This window comes from Roseburia amylophila, assembly GCF_025567465.1.
Taxonomy (GTDB): Bacteria; Bacillota; Clostridia; order Lachnospirales; family Lachnospiraceae; genus Roseburia_C; species Roseburia_C amylophila.
Window position 1 is genome coordinate 22,954 of record NZ_JAOQKI010000009.1, and the last position, 24,346, is coordinate 47,299.

The following is a 24,346-nucleotide window of genomic DNA, read 5'->3' on the forward strand; positions in this document are numbered from 1 at the left end:
CGGCACTTTATAATTCCTTCATATCGATCAGGACAAATCTTTTATCTTCTTCTGCCATCTGCTTTAAATCCTCTGCAAATTCCTGTGCGGAAAACATATAAAGATATTTTGCAGAAATTTTTGCCTGCTTCAGATTATCAAGCAATGCTTCACCTGCCGTGCGGGTCATATAAGGCTCTGACCAGTTACAGATTCCGACAATACTCTCACGAACACTGTTCTGGGCGACAATATCGATATTGCCCTTCTTTCCAACCCAGGTTCCAATCCGGTGAATGTCAATCGGAAGTTTACCAATACGATTTAATAAAGTCAGATATTCCCGGCAGACCTTGACAAAATAACGGTTCATATAGTCATCTAAATCTTTTTCAATATAAGTATCATAAAATTCTTCCGGTGCCATCATATATAAGTCCGATAAATGTGGATAGACAAAACGGAACCAGAAATTCACATAAGTATTGGCAATGCGGTAAACACCCTTTTTCGTATTCTCCCAGCCACCGGTATCAAAGGAAACCACCTTTTCCACCACATCAAATGCCATCAGATTCTTCATGTAGACACTGATTTTTGCTCTGGAGAAGCCTGTCTTTAAAAAGAGGTCATTCAGCTTATTATTTCCCGAAGCCAATGCCGCAAGTATTGTATTATATACAGAAAGTTCTCTTAATTCAATGCTGATATAATTTTCTGCCTCATGGAACAGGAAGCCATCCGGAGACAAAATATGCCGGCAGACATTTTCCTTAATACTCTTTTTGGAGTTCCAGCGTGTAAGATAACCCGGCACACCTCCAATAATTCCATAGACCTGCACTGCCTGACTGGTTCCATATTCCGGGAAATGTCGAACCACATCAAGAAATGTCGCATCCTCCATGCGGATGGCTGCGTCTACCTTCTTTAAGTATTCACCATATTTTTCTCTGCAGTCTTCCTCTACCCATACCAGTGAAGAGCTGGTCAGAATAATCATAACAGGACCCGGATATAATTTCTTTGCTTTCAGTTTCAGAATGCTGTTCATAAAGCCGACATCTTTTCTGGCAATATACTGGAATTCATCAATGACAACCACAAGCTTGGTCGGGTCTCCACTCTTGATGCGGTTAAAGAATTCATCATAACTATAGCGTGTCAGACGAATCCCGTATTTTGCTTCCACTTCCTGCCCCATCTGTAAAACCTGTTCCCTTTCGGATGCCTGTCTGGCGCGATAGTAAAAAAACTTTTTCTCCTTACAGAATTCTTTTATTAACTGCTCTTTCTGGCAGTTATCTCTTCCATATAAAAGAACAATCTGATTGCCGGACTGTCCATATACCTCTTCTAATTTCTTTAATTCGGATGTCTGAATCATCATTGGTAATATCCTCCAGAATTTCTAATTTTAAGAAGTCACTCTAACAGAAATAATATCACATTTTAATTTTTCTATCAACGCCAAAACGATAAAAAAGAATGTGCCTTGGCACATTCTTTTCTGTCTTCATTTTGTTACATATTTTGCTGCTTATTTTGCAGTAATGTAACCCTGTGCTTTTAAAAGTTCTGCACAAAGAACAGCTCCACCAGCCGCACCACGTACGGTATTGTGGGATAATCCTACGAATTTCCAATCATATACGGTGTCCTCACGAAGACGTCCAACACTGATTCCCATACCGTTTTCATAGTTAACATCCATAGAAACCTGTGGTCTGTTGTCTTCTTCTAAGTACTGAATAAACTGCTTTGGTGCACTTGGAAGATTTAATTCCTGTGGAACACCCTTGAAGTTTACTAATTTTTCGATTAACTGCTCTTTTGTAGGGTTCTTTTTGAACTTAACAAATACAGCTGCTGTATGTCCGTTTAATACCGGAACACGGATACACTGGCAGGTAATAACCGGTGATGCAGCAGGTACAATGACACCATCTTTGATTTCACCCCAGATACGAAGCGGCTCTTTTTCGGATTTTTCTTCCTCACCACCGATGTATGGGATAATATTTCCAACCATTTCCGGCCAGTCCTTAAAGGTTTTTCCGGCACCGGAAATTGCCTGATAGGTAGTTGCTACTACTTCATATGGTTCAAACTCTTTCCATGCTGTAAGAACAGGAGCATAACTCTGGATGGAGCAGTTTGGTTTTACTGCAACGAATCCTCTCTTGGTTCCCAGTCTCTTGCGCTGGAATTCGATTACTTTCATATGTTCCGGATTGATTTCAGGTACTACCATAGGAACATCCGGTGTCCATCTGTGTGCACTGTTGTTCGAAACAACAGGAGTCTCTGTCTTAGCATATGCTTCTTCAATTGCTTTGATTTCATCTTTGGTCATATCTACGGCACTGAATACGAAATCAACTTCTGCTGCAACATTTTCTACTTCATTTACATTCTTTACTACAATATTTTTAACGGCTTCCGGCATTGGAGTATCCATTTTCCAACGATCTCCAACTGCTTCTGCATAGGTCTTTCCTGCACTTCTTGGGCTTGCTGCAATTGTAGTTACCTCAAACCATGGATGATTCTCCAGAAGAGAGATAAATCTCTGACCTACCATTCCTGTTCCACCTAAAATACCGACTTTTAATTTGCTGCTCATTTCTTTTTCTCCTCACATTTTTATGTTCGTCTATCGCGAACAGTTGTCTTTCTGATAAATATACTATCCTATTTATACAAAAAATGCAATTCACAATTTATCAAAAATTACTAAGTGAATTGCATTTTTCTTATACATATGTACCAATTTTTTCAGAATAAGCTACTTATTTTCTACGCCTCTTCCGGCAGATTCAGCTCATCCTGCCAGTCCTTTGCCAGATATTCCTTATGCAATGCAATGACTTTTTCCATTGCGTCTTTACCTGGTGCACCAACAGTCAGACGTTTATTGACACAGGTTTCCATGGAAATTGCTTCATAAATATCCTCTTCAAATACCGGGCAGATTGCCTTTAACTCATCCAGTGACATATCATCAATGGCTATCTTCTTATCCAGACAATAAAGCACGATTCTTCCTACAATACCGTGGGCATCACGGAAAGGAACGCCATGATTTACCAGATAATCGGCTGCATCTGTCGCATTGGTAAATCCCTTGTTGGCACTGTCATGCATTTTTTCTTTATTGAATTTCATGGTTGCAAGCATGCCCTTAAAGAGTGCCAGACAACCTTTTGCAGTATCCATGGCGTCAAAGGAAAGTTCTTTATCTTCCTGCATATCTTTATTATACGCAAGGGGAATTCCTTTCATCGTAGTAAGCAATGACATCAGTGCTCCATATACTCTTCCGGTCTTTCCACGTACCAATTCTGCAATATCCGGATTCTTCTTCTGTGGCATAATACTGCTTCCGGTACTGTATGCATCATCAATCTCTACAAACTGGTATTCATTGGAATTCCAGATGATAACTTCTTCGGAGAAACGGCTTAAATGCATCATAATCGTAGATAATGCAGATAAAAATTCGATTAAATAGTCACGGTCTGATACACCATCCATACTGTTTAAGGTTGGTCCATAGAACCCAAGTAATTCTGCGGTATATTCACGGTCTAATGGATAAGTAGTTCCTGCCAGGGCACCGGAACCTAACGGACAGTAATTCATTCTCTGAAAAATATCCTGCAGGCGGAGTCTGTCACGGCGGAACATCTCAAAATAAGCTCCCATATGATGTGCCAGTGTAATCGGCTGTGCTTTCTGAAGATGGGTAAATCCCGGCATAATCGTCTCGGTATTTTCTTCCATAATCTTAAGAATGGTCTCAAGAAGTTCTTTTACCAGCTTGTCAGTATGCAATACTTCCTGTCTGGTATAAAGACGCATGTCCAGTGCAACCTGATCATTTCTGCTTCGTCCGGTATGTAATTTCTTACCGGTATCTCCCAGACGGTCAATGAGCTTTGCCTCTACAAAGCTGTGAATGTCTTCGTATTCATCGGTAATAATAAGCTTTCCTCCTTCTACTTCTTTTAAGATTTCTTTTAAACAGTCTACAATATCCTGCATTTCTTTCTCTGTTAAAATGCCCTGTTTTCCAAGCATTTTCACATGTGCAATGCTGCCTTCCATATCCTGTTTATAGAATTTCTGATCAAATGATATAGACGCATTAAAATTGTAAACGAGCTTGTCTGTCTCTTTGGTAAAGCGTCCGCCCCATAACTGTGCCACTCTTTTATCCTCTCTTTCCATACGGATGTCCGTACTTATTCTAAACTAAAATCCATAACTAACTTCTGAAAGTATACCTTATTTTTCATAAAATGACAACCGGAAGAAATCACTCCTGTACTGTCTGCTCACTTTCCTGCGCCGCACGTTCTCTTTTCTGTTCTTCCCGCTCCCGCTTCGAAAATACACAACCACAATAATCCTGCCGGTACATGCCATACTCTGCCGAAATTACGGTAGAACGCTTATAGCCATCCCGTTTCTTAAAATCCGAATATAAATAACGAATATCATATTCTTCTGCCAGCCTTCCGCCAATCTCATTTAACTTTGCAGCATTCTTCATGGGACTGATAGACAGCGTTGTCGTAAAATAATCACAATTTAATTTTTTCGCATACTCTGCCGCTTCCCGCAGTCTTAATTCATAGCAGTGGAAACACCGTTCGCCACCCTCCCGGATATTTTCATAACCTTTTACTGTTTCATAAAAACGCTCCGGTTCAAAGTTTCCTTCCACAAAGGAGACCGCATATTTCGTTGGAAATTCTTTAATAAAGCGTTTCTGCTCCGCTGCTCTGTGATAATATTCATCCTCAGGATAAATATTGGGATTATAGTACAACACCGTAATATAAAAATAGTTGGAAAGATACTCTAATACATAAGAACTGCAGGGTGCACAGCAGCTATGAAGCAAAAGTTTCGGAACTTCTCCTCTTTCTTCTAATCCGGCAATCGTTTCATCTAATATTTTCTGGTAATTTTCTTTCATCGCATTTACCTTTCCCATTCTAAACTTCTGTCGATTCTGTTCCTATTATAATCTATCCTTTTCTTCTGTCAATCCGGGTGACCAATCTCATTTTTTCACATATATTATCCTATAAACTTCTATCAGGTGAATACCATGTGCTCCATCCTTGAATTGTCCAATATAGATTATATTTATCATACGAAAGACGGCGAAACCAAGGCTCTGTCCAATATCAGTTTTACTTTATCCAACGGAGAATTTGTTGCTATTGTAGGTCCCAGTGGATGTGGCAAATCAACACTTTTATCCCTTATCTGCGGTCTCCTTGTCCCATCCGGCGGCAGCATTTCCTTCATGGGACACCCCCTGCAGTCAAAGGATATTTTAAATATGGGATACATGCTCCAGAAAGACCATCTCTTAGAGTGGCGTACCATCGCATCCAATGTCCAATTAGGGCTGGAAATCCAGCACAAAATGACACCGGAAAATCTTGCTTATGCCAGCCGGCTGTTAGAAACTTATGGACTTGCCGATTTTGCTGCAAAACGTCCTTCTGAGCTTTCCGGCGGCATGCGGCAGCGGGCTGCCCTGATTCGGACCCTGGTACTTCGCCCGGAGCTGCTTCTCTTAGATGAACCCTTCTCGGCATTAGATTATCAGACCCGCCTTAATGTCAGCAATGACATCGGTACCATTCTGCGGCAGGAACATAAAACCGCCATTCTTGTAACCCATGATTTATCCGAAGCAATTTCCATGGGAGACCGTGTTATTGTCTTAAGCCACCGGCCGGGCACAATCCGCTCCATTATACCCATATCCTTTGAGCCTGGTCTTACGCCTTTAGAGAAACGGAATGACAGCCATTTTAAATCCTATTTTAACTTAATATGGAAGGAATTTAATCAAAATGAATAACCCATCCTCTGCACAGCTTATGTACTTACGGCAATGCCGCAGGCATCAGCTTAAAATAAAAATCTTTCGCGTTCTGATTCTTGTTGTCTTTTTATTGCAATGGGAGCTTTGTGCCAGATATGGAAAAATCGACCCCTTTATTTTCAGCAGTCCCACCAGACTTATCATCTGCTTCTACCAAATGATTACCAGTCAGAAGCTCCTTTATCACATTGGAATCACCCTGTTTGAAACCTTAAGCAGCTTTTTCTTTGTTATTATTTTAACATTACTGATTGCTGCAATCCTCTGGTTTTCCAAAACCTTATCCGAAACCTTAGAGCCTTATCTTGTGGTTTTAAATTCCCTGCCAAAATCTGCGCTGGCTCCGCTGCTGATTGTATGGCTGGGAGGCAATTACAAGACCATTATCATCACCGGTATGTCCGTAGCTATCTTTGGCTCTATTCTGAGTCTTTACACTGCTTTTTGTGATATGGATAAAGAAAAGATTCTTCTGATAAAGACATTAGGCGGCACCCGTAATGATGTTATGTTTAAAATTATGCTGCCGGGCTGTATTCCCACCCTGCTTTCTATTATGAAAGTCAACATCGGTCTTTGTCTAGTTGGTGTTATCATCGGTGAATTTATTGCAGCAAAAAAAGGCTTAGGCTATCTTATTATTTATGGCAGCCAGGTTTTTAAATTAGACTGGGTCATCTTATCGATTCTGATTCTCTGTCTCATTGCCATGCTGCTCTATCAGCTGATTGGAAGTTTTGAGAAGCTCTGCTTAAAGAGGAACTAAAGAAAGGCGGTATGAATTGCACCTGCTCTTCATACTGCCTTTCTCTTTCTTACTTTACAGGAAATTGCTTATGAATTTTTATGCTTCTTCGATTTCTTCAAAGTCACAGTAATCTGCTCCTGCTTCAGAAGCAAACTTAAAACTTACTTTCTCGCCCTGATATTCCACGGTAAAATCACCTTCCATATCAAGGAAAGAATGTGCCTGGGCTATATTATCCAAGAATTCTGCCATATCTGCCGGAAAGTCTTTTGCATCTGCCTCTACGCTGCACTCTTCTTCTAAGATTTCCTGCTCCACAAAGAGACGCAGGGTAAAATCATCCAAATCACTTTCATCATCAAAGTCTACACCCTGAAAATAATGATTGCCGCAATTTTTAAATAAGTTCTTTACATAAGAGGTACTGGATAAAATTCTCGACTGGGATACATCCTCTGCCTCAAGATAAATATGATAGGTTATCTTCACCTGATTTTCTGCCATGGTATCTTACCTTCCTTCTTCTGCCTTAATCTGCTCTAAGAACAGCATTTCTAATTTATAATCCCGGTCCGGTTCCAACTTTTCCATATTCTTCTTTGGAATGAAGCCGCCAGCCATTGCCGGATGTCCGCCACCGTTTCCATAATCTGCTAATGCCTTTGCTACAACTCTTCCGGCATCTACATGATTGAATGCACTCCGGACAGAAAACTTAATGCCATCAGAACGGATTGCATAAATCACGGAAATATTAACTACATCAAGAGATAAAATAAAGTCTGAAATAATTGCAATCAGCGCATCCGGACAATCAAACGGAATCGATGCAAATCCCACATCATCATAAATGTGGATATTATCGATTGCTGCACCATATGCCTTTAAATCAGAAAACTCCATTACATTTACATACATGGATTTTAACTCTTCCACATCTGCCATTGGATAGATGTATGCAAACATATCCACATCAAGCTTTGTTGTACCACGAACAAAGTCATCCGTATCCATCTTGATGCCATATGCCAGTGCTGCCGCCACATCCCGGCTCATTGGTGTATTGGTAAGATAAAAATACTCTGCAATCATTGTGGCACAGGCTCCTACACGGCGCACATCTTTATAAGCATATTCACAGGCAATTACTGTCGGATGATGGTCAATACATGCCACCTCATCCCCGATAAAATCGGTCAGATTCGTATTATATTTCTGGGAGTCTACGGTAACAATATAGTCCTCTTTCTTCATATCATCCAAATCTTCTTTAGACAAAATATCAATATGAAATGTATCAAACATCTTTCTTGTACTCAGGCGTTCAATCTTGCCATCATAACAGATATCTGCTTTAATCCCATGGTAATTTAAAAAATGCTGTAAGCCAAAGGCACTGGCAATCGCATCCGGATCTGGAAAATTATGTGTCTGAATATAAGTTCTGTGTCCTCTTAATAACTCTACTAATTGTAAGGGATCCATGTTTTATCTCCTGGTATGATTTCTTCTTATTTTAATATAGAAAGCGGATTATTTTCCTTCTGGAATTTTAAGGCAAACAAAGCTGCCCCATAGCATAAAATTCCAATCAGCATAAATATCACTTTACCGGAAATTATTCCAACGACAATCTCTGCTGCTGCAACAATTCCATGCAGCCAGACAGGAAGGTTATGCAGACATGCAGCAAGTCCCGCTTCAATCAACACTACAATACATACGCTCACTACCGGCATCTTCCATACCAGTATACCCAGAACAATTTCCAATACGGCAAAAACCACAAATACACATAACATAATCAGCGCGCTGTTTTCCTTTAATTCTGCAATCGTAAACTGACTGTTCTTCTTTGCATAATTTTTCTTTGCGCTGTTGATTTTCTTCTTCATATTCTTCTTACTGTCCTCAGTTTTCTTTCCCCCTGAAACAAATTCCTTCACTTCCATGAAAAAAACTTCCTCCTTGTAATGATTTCCCTTTTCATAAGCCGGTTCATCTTTCTCCGGTTCTTACACATCTACGCTCATTATACCAAGTAACCATTGAAAGAACAACTTTTTTCAAAAAAACATTGCAAATTTATTTTTTTCTATATATAATATTATAGTATGATTTTAATAAATAAAGGGTTGTCTGAGAAAAATATTTTATTTCGCATATAGCCAGATTATTCTGCTTCCGTGGCTCAGTTGGTAGAGCGGCGCATTCGTAATGCGTAGGTCAGGGGTTCGAGTCCCCTCGGGAGCTTTTTTTGTTGTCTAAAAATAATCTAAAAATAGTATTGACATTTCTCTTTCAATTTCTCATAATACTCCTTAGTGAGTTTATTATTATTAAACTTCAAATACATTATTAGCTTCATTTTGTAAAAACTATGTAAAATCACTTTTCATGGAAAGGAAGTACAAAATGGATATTGGAAATAAAATCAAGGAGCTGCGGATTCTCTACGGTCTCACCCAGCAGGAACTGGCTGACCGTCTGGAATTATCCAAAGGATTTATCTCCCAGTTAGAGCGTAATCTTACGTCTCCTTCCGTGGGTACACTTTTAGATATTATCCAGTGTCTCGGCACTACGCCGGCAGAATTTTTTGCAGATGATGAACCTGCACAGCTTGTCTTTAAAAATGAAGATTATTTTGAAAAAGAAGATGCGGAACACAGGAGCTTAATCGAATGGATGGTTCCCGGTGCCCAGAAAGATATGATGGAACCGGTACGACTGACGCTGAAGCCCGGCGGCACATCAGACATCTATCTTCCACATGAGGGAGAAGAATTCGGCTATGTACTTAAGGGCTCCATTAAAATCATATATGGTACCCGTACTTATACTGCAAGACAGGGGGAGTCTTTTTATCTTAAGTCCAATAAAAAGCACCATATCGAAAATACCGGCAGGAAAGATGCCGTTCTTATCTGGGTTACAAACCCGCCAAGTTTTTAGGAGGTTATGATGGGCAAGAAATTAATACAATTAGAAAATATTACCAAAACTTATGACGGAAATATGATTTTGGATGACTTAAATCTTTATGTAAAGGAAAACGAATTCTTAACACTGCTGGGACCTTCCGGCTGTGGAAAGACTACTACCCTGCGTCTTATCGGTGGTTTTGAGACACCGGACACCGGACGTATTATTTTTGATGGAAAAGATATTACTTCTCTTCCGCCAAATGAGCGTAAATTAAATACCGTATTCCAGAAATACGCACTTTTTACCCATATGAGCATTGCAGATAATATTGCTTTTGGTTTAAAAATCAGCAAAAAAAGCAAGGCTTATATTCAGGATAAAATCAAATATGCCTTAAAGCTTGTAAACTTAGACGGTTATGAAAACCGCAGCATTGATTCCTTAAGCGGTGGCCAGCAGCAGCGTATTGCCATTGCCCGTGCCATTGTAAATGAACCAAAGGTGCTCCTTTTAGACGAGCCTTTGGGCGCACTGGATTTAAAAATGCGTCAGGACATGCAGTACGAACTGATTCGTCTGAAAAATGAACTTGGCATTACTTTTATCTATGTTACCCACGACCAGGAAGAAGCCCTTACCATGTCAGACACCATTGCTGTCATGAATCAGGGCTATATCCAGCAGATTGGTACTCCGGAAGATATTTATAATGAGCCGGAAAATGCATTCGTTGCCGACTTTATCGGAGACAGCAATATCATTGACGGTGTCATGATTGAGGATAAATTAGTCAGCTTCTTAGGCATCAAGCACGAATGTGTCGACACCGGTTTTGGTAATAATAAACCGGTAGACGTAGTCATCCGCCCGGAAGATATTGATATTGTAGAAGCCGGCACCGGTTTTATGGATGGTGATATTACTTCTGTTATCTTCAAGGGTGTCCACTATGAAATCGAAATTATGGCCGGCGGCTATGAATGGCTTGTTCATACCACCAAATATTTTGAAACCGGAAGCCATGTAGGAATGAAGGTAATTCCTTTCAATATCCAGATTATGCATAAACCGGAATCCAGTGACGAAAAGGCGGTGGAACTCGATGCATAATGCCAGAAAAAGACTTTTAGCCGGACCTTATCTGGTCTGGATTATTGGATTTACTGTACTTCCGATTCTGATGATATTATACTACGCATTCACCAACAGTGACGGTGGTTTTACCTGGGCAAATATTGCTGCAATTGCAGACCCGGTACATATAAAAGCACTCCTGCTTTCCTTGAAGCTTGGTATCTTATGTACGGTTGTCTGTCTCCTGCTCTCCTACCCGCTTGCCATGATATTAAACAGTCTTCATATCAAGCATCAGAGCTTTGTGGTATTTATCTTCGTCCTGCCAATGTGGATGAATTTTATGCTACGCATTTTAGCATGGCAGATGTTGCTTTCCAATAATGGAATTATCAATGGATTCCTTTCCATTTTTGGCATCCCGAAACTTCATATGTTAAATACACAGGGAGCCGTTGTATTTGGCATGATTTATGATTTTCTTCCATTTATGATTATGCCGATTTACAATTCCATAGTACGTATCCGCAAGGAAACAATAGATGCGGCAAGGGATTTAGGTGCCAACAGTTTTATCACCTTCTTCCGTATCATTCTGCCGCTTACTGTGCCTGGCATTGTCAGCGGAATTATTATGGTATTCGTACCGGCACTTACCTCCTTTGTTATTTCAGACCTTTTAGGCGGAGGTAAAGTACTTCTCATTGGAAATGTTATTGAGCAGTCCTTCATGCAGGGTTCCTACTGGAATTTAGGTTCCGGACTTTCCATTGTACTTATGCTTTTTGTATTAATCAGTATGGCATTTATGAATCGTGCCGGTGAATCAGGAGGGCATGCAGTATGGTAAAGAAAAGTTTATCAAAAATTTATCTTGCAATTATTTTCCTGTTTCTGTATCTTCCGATTGGAGTTCTGATTGTACTTTCCTTCAACAACTCCCTTTCCCGTGTAAAATGGGGCGGATTTACGACAGAATGGTATCGCAATCTTGTTTCTGACCCGACTATTATGAATGCCTTTTATACCACGATTCTGATTACCGTTGCATCTTCTGTGATTGCTACAATAATCGGAACCATGGCAGCAATCGGAATCAGTGCCATGCGGAAAAGGAACCGTCAGATTATGCTTGGTGCAACTAACATTCCACTTCTGAATGCAGATATTGTAACCGGTATTTCCCTGATGCTGCTTTTTGTCCGCTTTACAGCGCTTGGAACATCAACCGTATTGATTGCACATATTACCTTTGACATTCCATATGTCATTTTAAATGTACTGCCTAAGCTTTCCAACACCTCCTCCCATACCTATGAGGCTGCCAGAGACTTAGGCGCAACACCACTTTATGCATTTTTCAAAATTGTATGGCCGGATATCAAGCCTGGTGTATTCTCCGGTTTTCTGATGGCTGTGACAATGTCCTTAGACGATTTTTCCATCACCTACTTTACCAAAGGTGCCGGTGTCAATACATTGTCCACCATGATTTATACCCAGCTGCGTAAAGGTATTATTCCGGAAATGTATGCACTGTCTACGATTTTATTCTTCCTTGCTCTGGTGCTTCTTCTGATTATGAATTACCGCAGTGTCAAGGATGCGAAAGGAAGGTCTTAAGAAATGAAGAAATTCTTATTTTCATTTATGCTTATTGCTGGTCTCCTTACTCTTTCCGGCTGTGGACAGAAAGAGGATGAAAATGCACTTGTTATTTTAAATTATGGAAAATATATAGAGCCGGATGTTATCCAGCAATTTGAAAAAGAAACCGGTATTACCATCAAATACGAAGAATACGAAAGTCCGGAGGAAATGTATACCAAATATAAGGCAGGTTCCATCAAATATGATTTAATCTGTACCTCCGACTATATGATTCAAAAGCTGATTCATGAAGGCGAAGTCTTAGAAATGGATTATGATAATATTCCACTTTACGAAAATATCGACCCGACCTATGTGGAATTTTCCAAGGCCTTTGACCCGGAAACGAAATACACACTACCTTATTTCTTCGGTACACTGGGTATTCTCTACAATAAAACCATGGTAGATGAAGCTGATATGGACAGCTGGAATGTTCTCTGGAATCCGAAATATAAGGGACAGATTATCATGGAAAATTCCGTCCGCGATACCTTCGTTCCTGCACTCCGGCTTTTGGACTATTCCATCAATACTACGGATGAAGATGAATTAAACGAAGCACTTTCCATGCTTTGTGACCAGAAAGATTTAGTCTACTCCTATCTGGTAGATTCTTCTGCCGATGAAATGATTGCCGGAAATGCTGCAATGGCTCTTATTTATTCCGGAGAGGCTGCCTATGCACAGGATTATAATGATGATCTTGATTATGTGGTTCCGAAAGAAGGTTCTAATATGTGGATGGACTCCTGGTTCATTCCTAAAACCTGCCAGCATAAGGATGCTGCAGAACAGTTTTTAAATTATCTCTGTCGTGAAGATATCGGTATGGAAAACTTTGACTATGTCTGGTATGCTACACCAAACAACGCTGTTTATGACGAACTGGATGAAGAAGTTCAGGAAAGTACTACTATTTTTTCTGATCAGGAAACTTTAGAAAACTGTGAAATTTTTAACAGTCTTGATGTCCCGGCTACAGAAACTTATGACTATCTCTGGAAGAAATTAAAATCTTACTAAAATATTCTGGTCTCTAAAAGATTAGAAATTTTTTAGAAAAATTTCATATTACGTTTCTTGTTATTCAAGGCACAAGATGATATATTAAAAGTCCATTGGAATAATCCATGGACTTTCTTTTCTATTTATTCATTTTTACCATTTCTAACCAGGAGGTCTTTATGACATATCAACAATTTCTTACTGAAATCCAGTTACAAATTCATTCTCTGTTTGATACAGATGTTACGATTCAGCTGCATAAAATCCAAAAAAATAATGGCGTTACTTTGGATGGACTCACTATTCTGCAAAAGGGCTGCAACATTTCTCCCACTATTTATCTCAATGATTATTACAAAGAATATCAGGCAGGAAAAAGCATACATAACATTATTTTACATATCCGGGAAATTTACCGGGCTTACCGTCCCAGCAGTTCTGTCGATGTAGCATTCTTTACTAATTTTGAAAATGTACGGCACCGCATCCTCTTTAAACTGATTCACTATCAGAAAAATGAGGAACTCCTCAAAGAAATCCCTCATTTTCGTTATCTTGATTTTGCAGTTGTTTTCTATTGTCTTTTATCTAGCTCAAGTCAGGGAAACGCCACTATTCTGATTCGTTCCACTCATCTTTCCTACTGGAACGTCTCCGCAGATGCGTTATATTCTTATGCCTTAGAGAATACACCGGCACAGCTTCCTGCTGATTTTGAACCATTAATGCCATTACTCAATAAGCTTATGCCAATGCCCTTTCCTGCGGATATCATGGAAGAAGAATCTGAAACACCGCTTTATGTATTAACCAATAAAGCCAGACTCTATGGTGCTTCCTGCATTCTCTATCCAAATCTTTTAGATTCCATTGCAGATAAGCTCACATGTGACTTCTATCTGATTCCAAGCAGTATTCATGAATTTCTGATTCTTCCTGTTCTGCCCGGAACCTGTATACAAGATTTAAATGCTATGATTCATGAAGTAAATTCCACTCAGGTTGAGGAAGAAGAAATCTTATCCGATCACGCTTATTTCTATTCCCGTTCCGAAAAGCTTCTTACTTCTATGTCAGAAGAAAGGACTACAATCTAGCATATAATTTTTCATATTCCTTTGCAGAACTGGACCAGGAGAAATTCTGCTCCATGCCACGTCTTGCGATATCCAGCCACCCGGTCCGGTTCTCATGGAATACCTGATATGCATAAAGAAGACTGTCACGCATTTCATGAGCATTATAATTGGAAAAAGTAAAACCGGTTCCGGTATGCTGATACTCATTATATGGCTCTACGGTATCCTTTAAGCCACCGGTCTCGCGAACCACAGGTACTGTTCCATAACGAAGACTCATCAACTGGCTCAGACCGCAGGGTTCAAATAAAGATGGCATCAAAAAAGCATCTGATGCTGCATAAATTCTATGCGCAGCTTCTTCGGAATACATAATATTTGCCTTCAGTCTGTCCGGATACCTGCTCTCATAATAGCGGAACATATTCTCATAACGTTCCTCTCCGGTTCCTAATGCAACAATCGCAAATTTTCCGGAAGAAAGCAGTTCATCCATCATATAATCTACCAGTGAAAATCCCTTCTGCTCTGTCATTCTTGAAACAATTCCAACTAACATCACATCATCCGAATACGGAAGATTCATATCCTTTAAAAGTGCCTGCTTGTTTTTCCGCTTGCCCTCTTCCAAATCATTGGCATCATATAAATAAGCAATCTTTGGATCCGCTTTCGGATTATATTCATTATAATCGATTCCATTAATAATACCGCTTAATTTATAGCTGTTACTGCGAATGAGACCATCCAAGCCTTCGCCACCATCCGGAGTTGTTATCTCATAAGCATATGTAGGACTTACCGTTGTTACAGCATCTGCATATACAATACCACCTTTCAGATAATTTCCCTCTCCATACGACTCTAATTTGTCCGGTGTAAAAAGAGCATCCGGCAATCCGGTAATATCTTTTACTGCCTTTAGATTCCAGCGCCCCTGGAACTGTAGATTGTGTATCGTAAATACCGTTTTCATATTCTGGTAAAATACATTTTTCTTATAGATATTCTCCAGATATACCGGAACCAGTCCCGTCTGCCAGTCATGGCAATGAATAATATCCGGCTGGTAATTCATATGCGGCAATGCTTCTAATACTGCCTTTGAGAAAAATGCAAATTTTTCTACATCTTCGTAAATATTATTATATGGTCTGTCTCCCGCAAAATAGAATTCATTATCAATAAAATAATACTGGATTCCATCTTCCTTTGCCTCCAGTATTCCTACATATTGTTTTCGCCAGCCCAAATCTACATAAAAATGCAATATATGATGCATTTTCTTACGCATATCCTCACGGATACACATATACTTCGGCAGCATGACACTGACTTCATATTCGTTTTTTGAAAAATATTTTGGCAGTGAACCTGCAACGTCTGCAAGGCCGCCTGTTTTGATAAATGGAACTGCCTCTGATGTAACAAATAATACCCGCTTCATTTCTGTTACCCCCAAATCTGATACCCTTTTTACAAATACGCTGCGCTTTCTTTCGCAGTGCATCTCGAAAACCCTTGGTTTTCTCGATGTACGGGCATTCGCCCTATTTACGCTCACACTCGCAAATCCGCTGCGCTTTCTTTCGCAGTGCATCTTCGAAAGCCTACGGCTTTCTCGATGTACGGGCATTCGCCCTATCAGCCGACAGAAATACGCGATACTTTGTGCAAGCACAGTATCGCGTATTTCTGTCGGCTGCACTGCTCATTGCTTACGCTCATTATACCACGTTATGGGGGAGCAGAAAATACCTAAACTGTCTGATTCAGATACTATATTTTGCTGCCGTTTTGTAGAAACCACCCTTTTAATACGCTTTATATTCCAGGCGGATTCTGTCTGCAATCAGTGCTATAAATTCTGAATTCGTCGGTTTACCTTTTCCATTGTTTATCGTATACCCAAACAGCTCATCAATCGTGTCCATTTTGCCACGGCTCCATGCCACCTCTATTGCGTGGCGGATAGCACGTTCTACGCGGCTGGCTGTTGTCTGATATTTTTTTGCGATTGTCGGATAAAGTATTTTTGTAATGGAATTAAGCATTTCAATATCATTTACCGACATAATAATTGCTTCACGCAAATACTGATATCCTTTGATATGTGCCGGAACTCCTATTTCATGTATAATATTTGTCACTTTACTTTCCAGATCCTCCGGCTTTGTCGAAGGCTTTTTCTCATATGCTCCGACTTTTTTTGATTCCACAGCATTCATTCCCCGGAGCACTCTTGTACTTTTTATCCGATTGATAATCATATCATTATCGAAGGGCTTCATAATGTAATAATCCGCCCCCAGATTAAATGCATCTTCTGTAATCCGGTCCTGTCCTACCGCACTGATAATAATAAAACTAGGACATTTTCTTATGGATTTATCTTTTTTTACTTTTTCTAACAGTGCAAGTCCGTCAAGTTTTGGCATAACTATATCCAATAAAACAACATCCGGCTGTTTATGTTTGATAATCTCATATGCTTCGACCCCGTTCTTCGCCGTACCAACCACCTGCAAATCCTTATCGCTGGCTACGATTTCATCTAAAAGCTGTACCATTCTCTCGTTATCATCTGCAATTGCTACATTTAATTTTTCCATTTCAAACCTCCTGCCGTTTCCACTCTTTTGTACAAAGATGAAACTACTTGTATTTAAACACAACTTTTCTGTCGTTTCAAGCTAAAGCGTTCATCTTATTTCGACATCAATATTGCCCGGAAGACAACGGCTGCCTTCTTCCCCTTATACATTTTGTATCATAATTATATCCTGACATAAATTATGTCGAAACATGTCGTTAAATTATAAACTGTTTTTTCTTATGGATTCGACGTTTTCTCTATCTCTAACATATCCTCAATAAAAATACCATACCCCTTCTTTGCATCATCGACGAACACATGGGTAACTGCACCTATCAGCCTTCCGTTCTGAATCACCGGGCTGCCGCTCATTCCCTGTACAATACCTCCGGTGCTCTCTAACAGTGCCGCATCCTCTACTTCAAATAAAATACTTTTGTTCTCCTTATTCTTCCGATAATTAACTTCCGTAATTCTTATCTTATAATGCGCTATCGTTCCGTCGATATCACTGATAATTTCTGCTTCTCCAGGTTCAATATCCTGCTTATAACCAACCGGATAAGCTACGGCATTTTCCAGCAAATTATTTTTTTCATGTAATGTTCCATAGATTCCTCGTTCGCAGTTCTCCTCAATATCTCCCATACAATATTTTTCTTCATAATTAATGACTCCTGATAATTCACCCGGTTTACCGGATTCTCCTTTTACGATTCCCACCAGTCTGCTGTTATAAAGTTTTCCCGTCCCCACTTCCAGCATACTTCCGGTATCCATGTCTGTTACCGCATGTCCCAGTGCCCCATAGCTTCCATCCTGGCTGATATAGGTAAGTGTTCCGATTCCTGCCAGATCATCCCTTACCCAGACTCCTAATTTATACGTTTCTTCTTTTGACAATTTCGGCTGTATATATAATTCTAATGTTTCTCCATTTCGACGTATCCGAAGCACTAAAGATTTCCCTTCACATTTATCGACAGCATCCATTAACGCCTCCTTATTTTCAAGCTTTTTTCCATCTACTGCACAAATATAATCTCCACTCTTTAAAACATTCTGTGCCGGTGCATACAGTACTCCATCCATCCCTTCAAAATTTCCCGTTCCGATGACAAAGATGCCATCCGTCTGCACATAAATACCAATATTTTCCCCGCTGGCATAGACCTCCTGTTCCACTACAATATCTGCCTGCACCTCTTTTATTGGTATAATTCCAAAGAGCTTCGCTCGTAAAACAACCGTATCTGAAGCCATATCTATTTCATTTCTTTCGGCACCGGCCTTGTCCATGCTGCTTTGCAGCTGCTGATTTTCCATTACAGATGTATCGATAAATCTCTTTCCGGAATCCCGGCATTCGAAGGTCACCGGCATGGAAATGTCCAGTTTACTTAAATCACCATCGATAAGTTTTACTTCATCCGGAACCATATTTAACATAAGCTGGTAAGCAAATACCAGCCAGACAATCACTATAATCTGCCATATATTTTTTATGCTTTTTCTTATTAATCTCATCCGCATTATATTTTCCTCACTACAGGCATAATAACTACAGGAAACTCTCTTTACAGCTTTCCCGCGTAAAATAAAAACAGGATATTCATTGAATATCCTGTTTTTATTATGTGTATTATTGTTTGATTCAATCGTTTATTTTTTAGCATTTTGTGCCAGATTAAGCATTTCTCTTGCACTTTCCAATACGGTGTCTGTAATCCTCACTCCACCAAGCATTCTTGCTAATTCAGTTACCTGCTCATCCTCGGTGAGTCTTCGTATGGTAGAAATGGTTGTCTCATTTTCTACGGATTTTTCAATACTGAAATGGGCATCTGCCATTGCAGCAATCTGCGGCAGATGTGTGATGCAGATTACCTGATGATGTTCTGCAATCATATGCATTTTTTCAGATACCATCTGCGCCGTCCTTCCACTGATTCCTGTATCAATTTCGTCAAAAATCAAGGTTTCTATTTCATCATTTTTAGCAAGCACTGTTTTTAATGCCAGCATAATTCTTGATAATTCTCCACCGGATGCTACGCTGCCAAGTGGTTTTAATGGCTCTCCCGGGTTGGTTGCAATGACAAATTCCACTTCATCAAAGCCATCTGCTCCAAAAGTCTCTTTCTGTTCAAATTTCATTTCAAAACGAACATCTAAGAAGTTCAAATCTACTAACTGCTCCCTGATTTTTTCTGCCAGTTCCTTCGCATATTTTTTGCGGATTGCAGATGCTTTTTCTGACTGCTTCTGCAATGTTTCTTTTAATGCATTTTCCTGTTGCATAAGCTTCTTATGATATATATCATAATTCTGCAGCTTCTCTGCTTTTTCCTTTTTTTTCTCTAAGGATGCTAAAATTTCATCTATCGTATGACCGTATTTTGCCTTCAGATGATTGATTTCATCCAGACGCTGCTCTGTCCCGGCAAAAATCTCATCATCAAATTCAGCCTCATCCATATAGTCTGCAATTTCCCGGTTCAAATCATTCAAAAGATTATCAATTTCCAAAAGTTCATCTGCCATCCCACGAATTGCATCATCATAATCTGCCACAGATGACAATTCTCTATGAGCTCTTCCGGTCAGCTCCGATGCACTGCCGTCTTCCATGCTGAGTAATCCATGGGCTGCATGAATTGCTTCCATGATTTTCTTTCCGTTCAGAAGCTTCCGGTATTTTGTTTCTAAAACTTCATCTTCGTCAGCTGTTAATGCAGCTTCTTCAATTTCATGGATTTCATATTCTAAAAGAGATAATTCCCGCATCCGGCTCTCTTCATCCAGAGAAGCTTCTTCTAACTCTTTCGTAACTTCACGGTACTTTTTATAAGTTTCTTTCAACTCACTTTTGATGTCCGACAGTTCATTTCTTGCATAATCATCAAGGATTTCTAAATGCTTCTGTTTCTTAAGCAGCGACTGGTGTTCATGCTGTCCATGAATATCTATCAGCAACGCAGAAACTGCTTTCATCTTTGATGCCGGAACACTTTCCCCATTGATTTTGGCGATGCTTCTTCCTCCGGAAATCTTTCTGCTTAAAATCAGCATATCATCCTCCGGATAAACATCAAGCCCGGAAAGTGCTTTCTTTAAAGCATCTGATTCTACATCAAAAATCAGCTCCACAAAAGCATTCTCCTCATTATCCCTTAACATCTCTTTGGATACCTTTTCTCCCAGAGCCAGATTAATGGAACCAATGATAATTGATTTTCCGGCTCCCGTCTCTCCGGTCAGGATATTTAACCCTTTTTCAAAATCGACTTCCGCCTCATCAATGAGTGCCAGGTTCTTAACATGCAGGTTTCTTAACATATTTTCTCCTTCTACTCTCTCTCGTCTTTCACTCTAATCTTCCATAATCCGGCGAAGACGTCCCATTAACGCCGTGGTATCCTCTACGGTACGGACAGCGCACATAATTGTATCATCTCCAGCAATGCTTCCTACTATTTCATGACAATCCATGGCATCCAATGCTGCCGCAACTGCCATTGCCATTCCGGATACCGTCTTAATCACAAGAATATTCTGTGCCATATCCATAGATACAAAACCATCCCGGAATACACGGACATACTTTTCTGTCATGTCTTCTTTATTTTCAGATAAAGCTACATATTTCTGACGGCCATTGCTCAATGCTACCTTAGTCAGTTTTAACTCTCTGATATCCCGTGAAACCGTTGCCTGTGTCACATGATATCCTTCCTGCTCCAACTTTGCAGATAATTCTTCCTGTGTGCCTATCTCATTCTTCTGAATTAATTCCAGAATCTTTGCATGTCGTCCTATCTTCATTACAGTCCCTCCTGTTATGTATAATTCTGCATCTTTTTCCGCAAAATTTCTAGGAAACTAATCTTACTCAAACGAATAATCCCTACGGATTCTTCTGCCTTATGCACTACAATCTTGTCACCAACCTTAAGTTCCACTCCGGAATCTCCATCGAAGCTCACTTCCACCTGCTCATCCCGCTGGCTTCTCCGCATGCCTACTTCAATGGTAATTTCATCTTCCGGTCCGATTACAATGCTCTTGGAATTCAACGTATGTGCATTGATTGGTGTCAACAGCAAAAGGTTGGCTTTCGGGTCCACAATAGGGCCACCTGCCGACATACTGTAACCGGTGGAACCGGTTGGTGTTGCCACAATGATTCCATCCGCCTTAAAATTATAGAGATACTCTCCATTTACATAAACATTCAGATTCACAATCTGAAGTGCTCCCGTACGATGGATGACCACATCATTTAACGCAACCCTCTGAATCTTCTCTCCGCCACTTTGTACGGTATAGCCATCTAAAAGCATTCTCTGCTCTATGGTATAACGGTCAGCTATCAATTCATCAATTGCCGGGAATATCGTATTCTCTTCTACCTCACACAGATATCCAAGCTTTCCTAAATTAATTCCCAGCAGCGGAATATTTTTCTTTACCAGATTGCGTGCCGCACGAATTAATGTTCCATCTCCACCAATAACAAGCACTGCCTCGGTTTCTGTTGGAATTTCTTTTTCCACTGATTCCGCTTTTTCTTCCTCAAAGCTGGCAAAATAATCACAGGTTCCACCCTTACGCCTGATGTAATCTATAATCTGATTGGTAAAAATAAGTTCACTGTCTTTTTGTGCGTTTACAATTATGAAAAAATGCTTCATATATCTAGGACAATGATGTATGTGCCTCCTCTACAATGGCATCCACATCAATGGTCTCCTCCTTCTTGCTCTCGCTGTTTTTCTCAATATATACCAGATATTCAATATTTCCCTCCGGACCCTTAATCGGTGAATAGGAAAGATTATGAACGGAAAATCCATTTTTCAACGCAAAATCAATTACCTTATGGATGACTTCCTCATGTACCTTTGGGTCACGGACAACACCTTTTTTTCCTACCTTTTCCCTTCCGGCCTCAAACTGTGGCTTAATCAGGCAGACCATTCTTCCGCCGTCCCTCAGCAGCTCCCTTGCCGGTACCAGTACCTTGGTAAGAGAAATAAAAGATACATCAACAGATGCAAAATCAAGGACATCTGCAATATCTTCCGGCGTCACATAACGGATATTGGTTTTCTCCATGCAGACAACCCTTGGGTCATTTCTTAATTTCCAGGCAAACTGTCCATATCCTACATCTACAGAATATACCTTCACTGCACCATTTTGCAACATACAGTCAGTAAATCCGCCGGTGGATGCGCCGATATCCATGCAGACCATTCCCTCTAAAGAAATATCAAATTCCTTCATTGCTTTCTCTAACTTCAGTCCACCACGGCTGACATATTTTAATGTATTTCCCCGGACTTCAATCTCTGCCTCTGTATCAAAATTTGTTCCTGCTTTATCCTCTCTCTGTCCATCCACAAAGACATTTCCTTCCATAATCATAGTCTTTGCTTTTTCCCTGGATTCTGCCAGCCCTTTTTGTACCAAGAGAACATCCAATCTTTCTTTCATCGTTCTTACTGTGCCTTTCTGTCTATAATCTTACCGATAATTCCATCTGCATCAATTCCTGTTTCTTTGCGGAGAAGTTCTACATTTCCATGCTCTACATACACATCCGGTATTGCAATATTTAAAACCTCCATGGAACCATCTCCACTTGTATTCATAAATTCCAATACATGCTCTCCAAAGCCTCCGGATTGCACATTTTCTTCCAGCGTAACCAGAAGCTTATGATTCTTCTGCAGCTTAAGAAGCAGTTCTTCATCAAAAGGCTTCACAAATCTTGCATTGACAAGAGAGCAGGAATAACCTTTTTCTTTTAATCGTTCCCTTACGGTAAGTGCTGTCTTTACCATGCTTCCTACTGCCAAAAGTAAAATTTCACTTTCTTCATAAAGAACTTCTGCCTTACCATATTCTAACGGTGCCCGATATTCCTTTAATTCATCAAAGGCTTCGCCTCTCGGATATCGTACTGCAATCGGTCCGGAAAAATCCACGGCATATTTTATCATATCTGATAATTCCCACTTATTCTTAGGTGCTAAAATTGTCATATTCGGCAGACAGGAAAGATAAGATAAATCAAAGATTCCCTGATGAGTCTCTCCATCACTGCCCACAAGTCCTGCACGGTCAATGGCAAATACTACATGCAATTCCTGTATACAGACATCATGCAGAATCTGGTCATATGCTCTTTGCAGGAAAGAAGAATAAACCGCTACAATCGGCTTTAAACCGGCTGCTGCCAATCCTGCAGCAAAAGTCACTGCATGTTCTTCTGCAATTCCCACATCAAAGAAACGTTCCGGGAACATATTCCGGAATCTTTTTAGTCCGGTTCCATCTGCCATTGCTGCTGTAATGGCAACCACTTTTTCATCCCGGTCGCCCAATTTACGCATAACCGTAGAAAAAATATCGGTATAATTGGCTTTTACCCGTTTTACAAGAGGCAGTCCTGTCTCAACATCAAAGGCTTCCGTTCCATGAAAACGTGCCGGATGGCGTTCTGCCGGAAGGTATCCTTTTCCTTTTTCCGTAATCACATGTACCAGAACCGGTCCTTCCACCTTAGAGGCTTCTTTGAATAATTTCACCATGGCAGGAATATTATGACCATCTACCGGTCCTAAATAAAGGATTCCCATATTTTCAAAGAGCATGCCCGGAATCACAAGCTGCTTGATTCCATTTTTGGTCTTACGGATTTTCTCAACAATACGTTCCCCATATTTCGGAATGCTGTTCAGGGAATTCGTAATACCATTCTTTAATCCCTGATAAGATTCTGCGGTACGAAGTCCGCTTAAATATCTGGATACACCGCCGACATTTTCCGATATAGACATCTTATTGTCATTTAAAACAATAATCAGATTTGACTTTAATTTGGATGCATTATTCAATGCCTCATAAGCCATTCCGCCGGTCAATGCACCATCTCCGATAACAGAGATGACTTTGTACTTTTCTCCGGTAATCTCCCTTGCCATTGCATAGCCTAATCCTGCGGATATGGAAGTCGAACTGTGTCCCGTATCAAAGCAGTCGCAATCACTTTCATGACGTTTGGGGAATCCGCTCATGCCGCCGTATTTTCTCAGTTCATCAAAACCGGCTTTTCTTCCTGTCAGTAATTTATGGGTATAAGACTGATGTCCTACATCCCAGATAATTTTATCCTCTGGTAAATCAAAAGCAAGATGCAGTGCCATGGTAAGCTCTACCACGCCAAGATTGGAGGCAAGATGCCCACCGGTTTTTGATATTTTATCAATCAAAAAAGAGCGGATTTCCTCTGCCAGAATCGGAAGTTCGTTTTTATTTATCCTTTTTATATCGTTTTCATGCTCAATCTTTTCCAGCACCAT

The 24,346-nt window shown here is 40.1% G+C and carries 23 protein-coding genes and 1 tRNA gene; 9 read left to right on the forward strand and 15 right to left on the reverse strand.

The genetic code is table 11. The features are described from left to right. Nucleotides 1-7 precede the first annotated feature (7 nt). The 4 genes from OCV43_RS07275 to OCV43_RS07290 all read right to left on the reverse strand — a co-directional run bounded on the left by OCV43_RS07275 (nucleotide 8) and on the right by OCV43_RS07290 (nucleotide 4,984). Nucleotides 8-1,369, reverse strand: a complete 1,362-nt coding sequence (locus OCV43_RS07275; RefSeq protein WP_262623752.1) for an ATP-binding protein — start codon at nucleotides 1,367-1,369, stop codon at nucleotides 8-10. A 150-nt stretch (nucleotides 1,370-1,519) separates the two neighbouring features. Next, nucleotides 1,520-2,605 carry an aspartate-semialdehyde dehydrogenase gene (gene asd / locus OCV43_RS07280; protein WP_227700962.1) on the reverse strand — a complete coding sequence of 362 codons (1,086 nt, stop codon included), beginning with the start codon at nucleotides 2,603-2,605 and terminating at the stop codon, nucleotides 1,520-1,522. Nucleotides 2,606-2,778: 173 nt separating this feature from the next. Then, entirely contained in the window at nucleotides 2,779-4,191 is a 1,413-nt protein-coding gene (gene argH, locus OCV43_RS07285) for an argininosuccinate lyase (RefSeq protein WP_262623753.1), read from the reverse strand. Between the two features lie 109 nt (nucleotides 4,192-4,300). Beyond that, entirely contained in the window at nucleotides 4,301-4,984 is a 684-nt protein-coding gene (locus OCV43_RS07290; protein WP_262623754.1) for an epoxyqueuosine reductase QueH, read from the reverse strand. Nucleotides 4,985-5,101: 117 nt separating this feature from the next. Between OCV43_RS07290 and OCV43_RS07295 the strand changes: the two genes are divergently transcribed. Both OCV43_RS07295 and OCV43_RS07300 read left to right on the forward strand, forming a co-directional pair. Beyond that, complete coding sequence (locus OCV43_RS07295) at nucleotides 5,102-5,869, forward strand: ABC transporter ATP-binding protein (RefSeq protein WP_117698567.1); 768 nt, start codon at nucleotides 5,102-5,104, stop codon at nucleotides 5,867-5,869. Beyond that, entirely contained in the window at nucleotides 5,862-6,659 is a 798-nt protein-coding gene (locus tag OCV43_RS07300) for an ABC transporter permease (protein ID WP_262623756.1), read from the forward strand. Before OCV43_RS07295 ends, OCV43_RS07300 begins: the two co-directional genes overlap by 8 nt. Before the next feature lie 78 nt (nucleotides 6,660-6,737). Here the strand turns inward: OCV43_RS07300 and OCV43_RS07305 are convergent, their stop codons facing one another. Genes OCV43_RS07305 through OCV43_RS07315 form a run of 3 tightly spaced genes read right to left on the reverse strand, consistent with a single transcriptional unit; the run spans nucleotide 6,738 to nucleotide 8,593 of the window. Continuing rightward, nucleotides 6,738-7,145: a hypothetical protein gene (locus OCV43_RS07305; RefSeq protein ID WP_022243212.1), complete on the reverse strand. Its 408-nt coding sequence runs from the start codon at nucleotides 7,143-7,145 to the stop codon at nucleotides 6,738-6,740. 6 nt (nucleotides 7,146-7,151) lie between these two features. Then, the gene (locus OCV43_RS07310) at nucleotides 7,152-8,126 is read right to left on the reverse strand and encodes a DHH family phosphoesterase (RefSeq protein ID WP_022243213.1); all 975 of its coding nucleotides are present in this window, start codon (nucleotides 8,124-8,126) and stop codon (nucleotides 7,152-7,154) included. A 26-nt stretch (nucleotides 8,127-8,152) separates the two neighbouring features. Next, nucleotides 8,153-8,593 (reverse strand): hypothetical protein, encoded by a 441-nt coding sequence (locus OCV43_RS07315; RefSeq protein ID WP_022243214.1) that lies wholly within the window; start codon nucleotides 8,591-8,593, stop codon nucleotides 8,153-8,155. Nucleotides 8,594-8,821: 228 nt separating this feature from the next. On the opposite strand from OCV43_RS07315, the gene OCV43_RS07320 reads away from it, so the two are divergent. The 7 genes from OCV43_RS07320 to OCV43_RS07350 all read left to right on the forward strand — a co-directional run bounded on the left by OCV43_RS07320 (nucleotide 8,822) and on the right by OCV43_RS07350 (nucleotide 14,398). Beyond that, nucleotides 8,822-8,894, forward strand: a tRNA-Thr gene (locus OCV43_RS07320). 162 nt (nucleotides 8,895-9,056) lie between these two features. Then, entirely contained in the window at nucleotides 9,057-9,596 is a 540-nt protein-coding gene (locus OCV43_RS07325) for a helix-turn-helix domain-containing protein (protein WP_022243215.1), read from the forward strand. A 9-nt stretch (nucleotides 9,597-9,605) separates the two neighbouring features. Beyond that, complete coding sequence (gene potA / locus OCV43_RS07330; protein ID WP_227709752.1) at nucleotides 9,606-10,679, forward strand: spermidine/putrescine ABC transporter ATP-binding protein; 1,074 nt, start codon at nucleotides 9,606-9,608, stop codon at nucleotides 10,677-10,679. Next, nucleotides 10,672-11,493 (forward strand): ABC transporter permease, encoded by an 822-nt coding sequence (locus OCV43_RS07335; RefSeq protein WP_227709753.1) that lies wholly within the window; start codon nucleotides 10,672-10,674, stop codon nucleotides 11,491-11,493. The genes potA and OCV43_RS07335 overlap by 8 nt, the downstream gene beginning before the upstream one ends. Then, nucleotides 11,487-12,266 carry an ABC transporter permease gene (locus OCV43_RS07340; RefSeq protein WP_022243218.1) on the forward strand — a complete coding sequence of 260 codons (780 nt, stop codon included), beginning with the start codon at nucleotides 11,487-11,489 and terminating at the stop codon, nucleotides 12,264-12,266. Before OCV43_RS07335 ends, OCV43_RS07340 begins: the two co-directional genes overlap by 7 nt. Before the next feature lie 3 nt (nucleotides 12,267-12,269). Continuing rightward, nucleotides 12,270-13,319 (forward strand): ABC transporter substrate-binding protein, encoded by a 1,050-nt coding sequence (locus OCV43_RS07345; RefSeq protein ID WP_262623757.1) that lies wholly within the window; start codon nucleotides 12,270-12,272, stop codon nucleotides 13,317-13,319. Nucleotides 13,320-13,480: 161 nt separating this feature from the next. Continuing rightward, nucleotides 13,481-14,398 (forward strand): DUF5688 family protein, encoded by a 918-nt coding sequence (locus OCV43_RS07350; protein ID WP_262623758.1) that lies wholly within the window; start codon nucleotides 13,481-13,483, stop codon nucleotides 14,396-14,398. Here OCV43_RS07350 and glgA read toward each other — a convergent pair. The 8 genes from glgA to dxs form a co-directional block, all read right to left on the reverse strand. Beyond that, nucleotides 14,388-15,827, reverse strand: a complete 1,440-nt coding sequence (glgA, locus tag OCV43_RS07355) for a glycogen synthase GlgA (protein WP_262623759.1) — start codon at nucleotides 15,825-15,827, stop codon at nucleotides 14,388-14,390. The genes OCV43_RS07350 and glgA overlap by 11 nt on opposite strands. Before the next feature lie 367 nt (nucleotides 15,828-16,194). Next, nucleotides 16,195-16,992: a sporulation transcription factor Spo0A gene (spo0A, locus tag OCV43_RS07360; protein ID WP_227700950.1), complete on the reverse strand. Its 798-nt coding sequence runs from the start codon at nucleotides 16,990-16,992 to the stop codon at nucleotides 16,195-16,197. A 221-nt stretch (nucleotides 16,993-17,213) separates the two neighbouring features. Further along, on the reverse strand, nucleotides 17,214-18,503 hold the full coding sequence (gene spoIVB, locus OCV43_RS07365; RefSeq protein WP_262623760.1) for a SpoIVB peptidase: 1,290 nt from the start codon (nucleotides 18,501-18,503) through the stop codon (nucleotides 17,214-17,216). Nucleotides 18,504-18,638: 135 nt separating this feature from the next. After that, nucleotides 18,639-20,315, reverse strand: a complete 1,677-nt coding sequence (gene recN / locus OCV43_RS07370; protein WP_262623761.1) for a DNA repair protein RecN — start codon at nucleotides 20,313-20,315, stop codon at nucleotides 18,639-18,641. Nucleotides 20,316-20,348: 33 nt separating this feature from the next. Next, nucleotides 20,349-20,801 (reverse strand): arginine repressor, encoded by a 453-nt coding sequence (argR, locus tag OCV43_RS07375; protein ID WP_022243225.1) that lies wholly within the window; start codon nucleotides 20,799-20,801, stop codon nucleotides 20,349-20,351. A gap of 14 nt (nucleotides 20,802-20,815) precedes the next feature. After that, entirely contained in the window at nucleotides 20,816-21,670 is an 855-nt protein-coding gene (locus OCV43_RS07380) for an NAD(+)/NADH kinase (RefSeq protein ID WP_262623762.1), read from the reverse strand. A 4-nt stretch (nucleotides 21,671-21,674) separates the two neighbouring features. After that, complete coding sequence (locus tag OCV43_RS07385) at nucleotides 21,675-22,475, reverse strand: TlyA family RNA methyltransferase (RefSeq protein ID WP_118087498.1); 801 nt, start codon at nucleotides 22,473-22,475, stop codon at nucleotides 21,675-21,677. A 5-nt stretch (nucleotides 22,476-22,480) separates the two neighbouring features. Further along, a complete protein-coding gene (gene dxs, locus OCV43_RS07390; RefSeq protein WP_022243228.1) occupies nucleotides 22,481-24,346 on the reverse strand; it encodes a 1-deoxy-D-xylulose-5-phosphate synthase in 1,866 nt (621 codons plus the stop codon).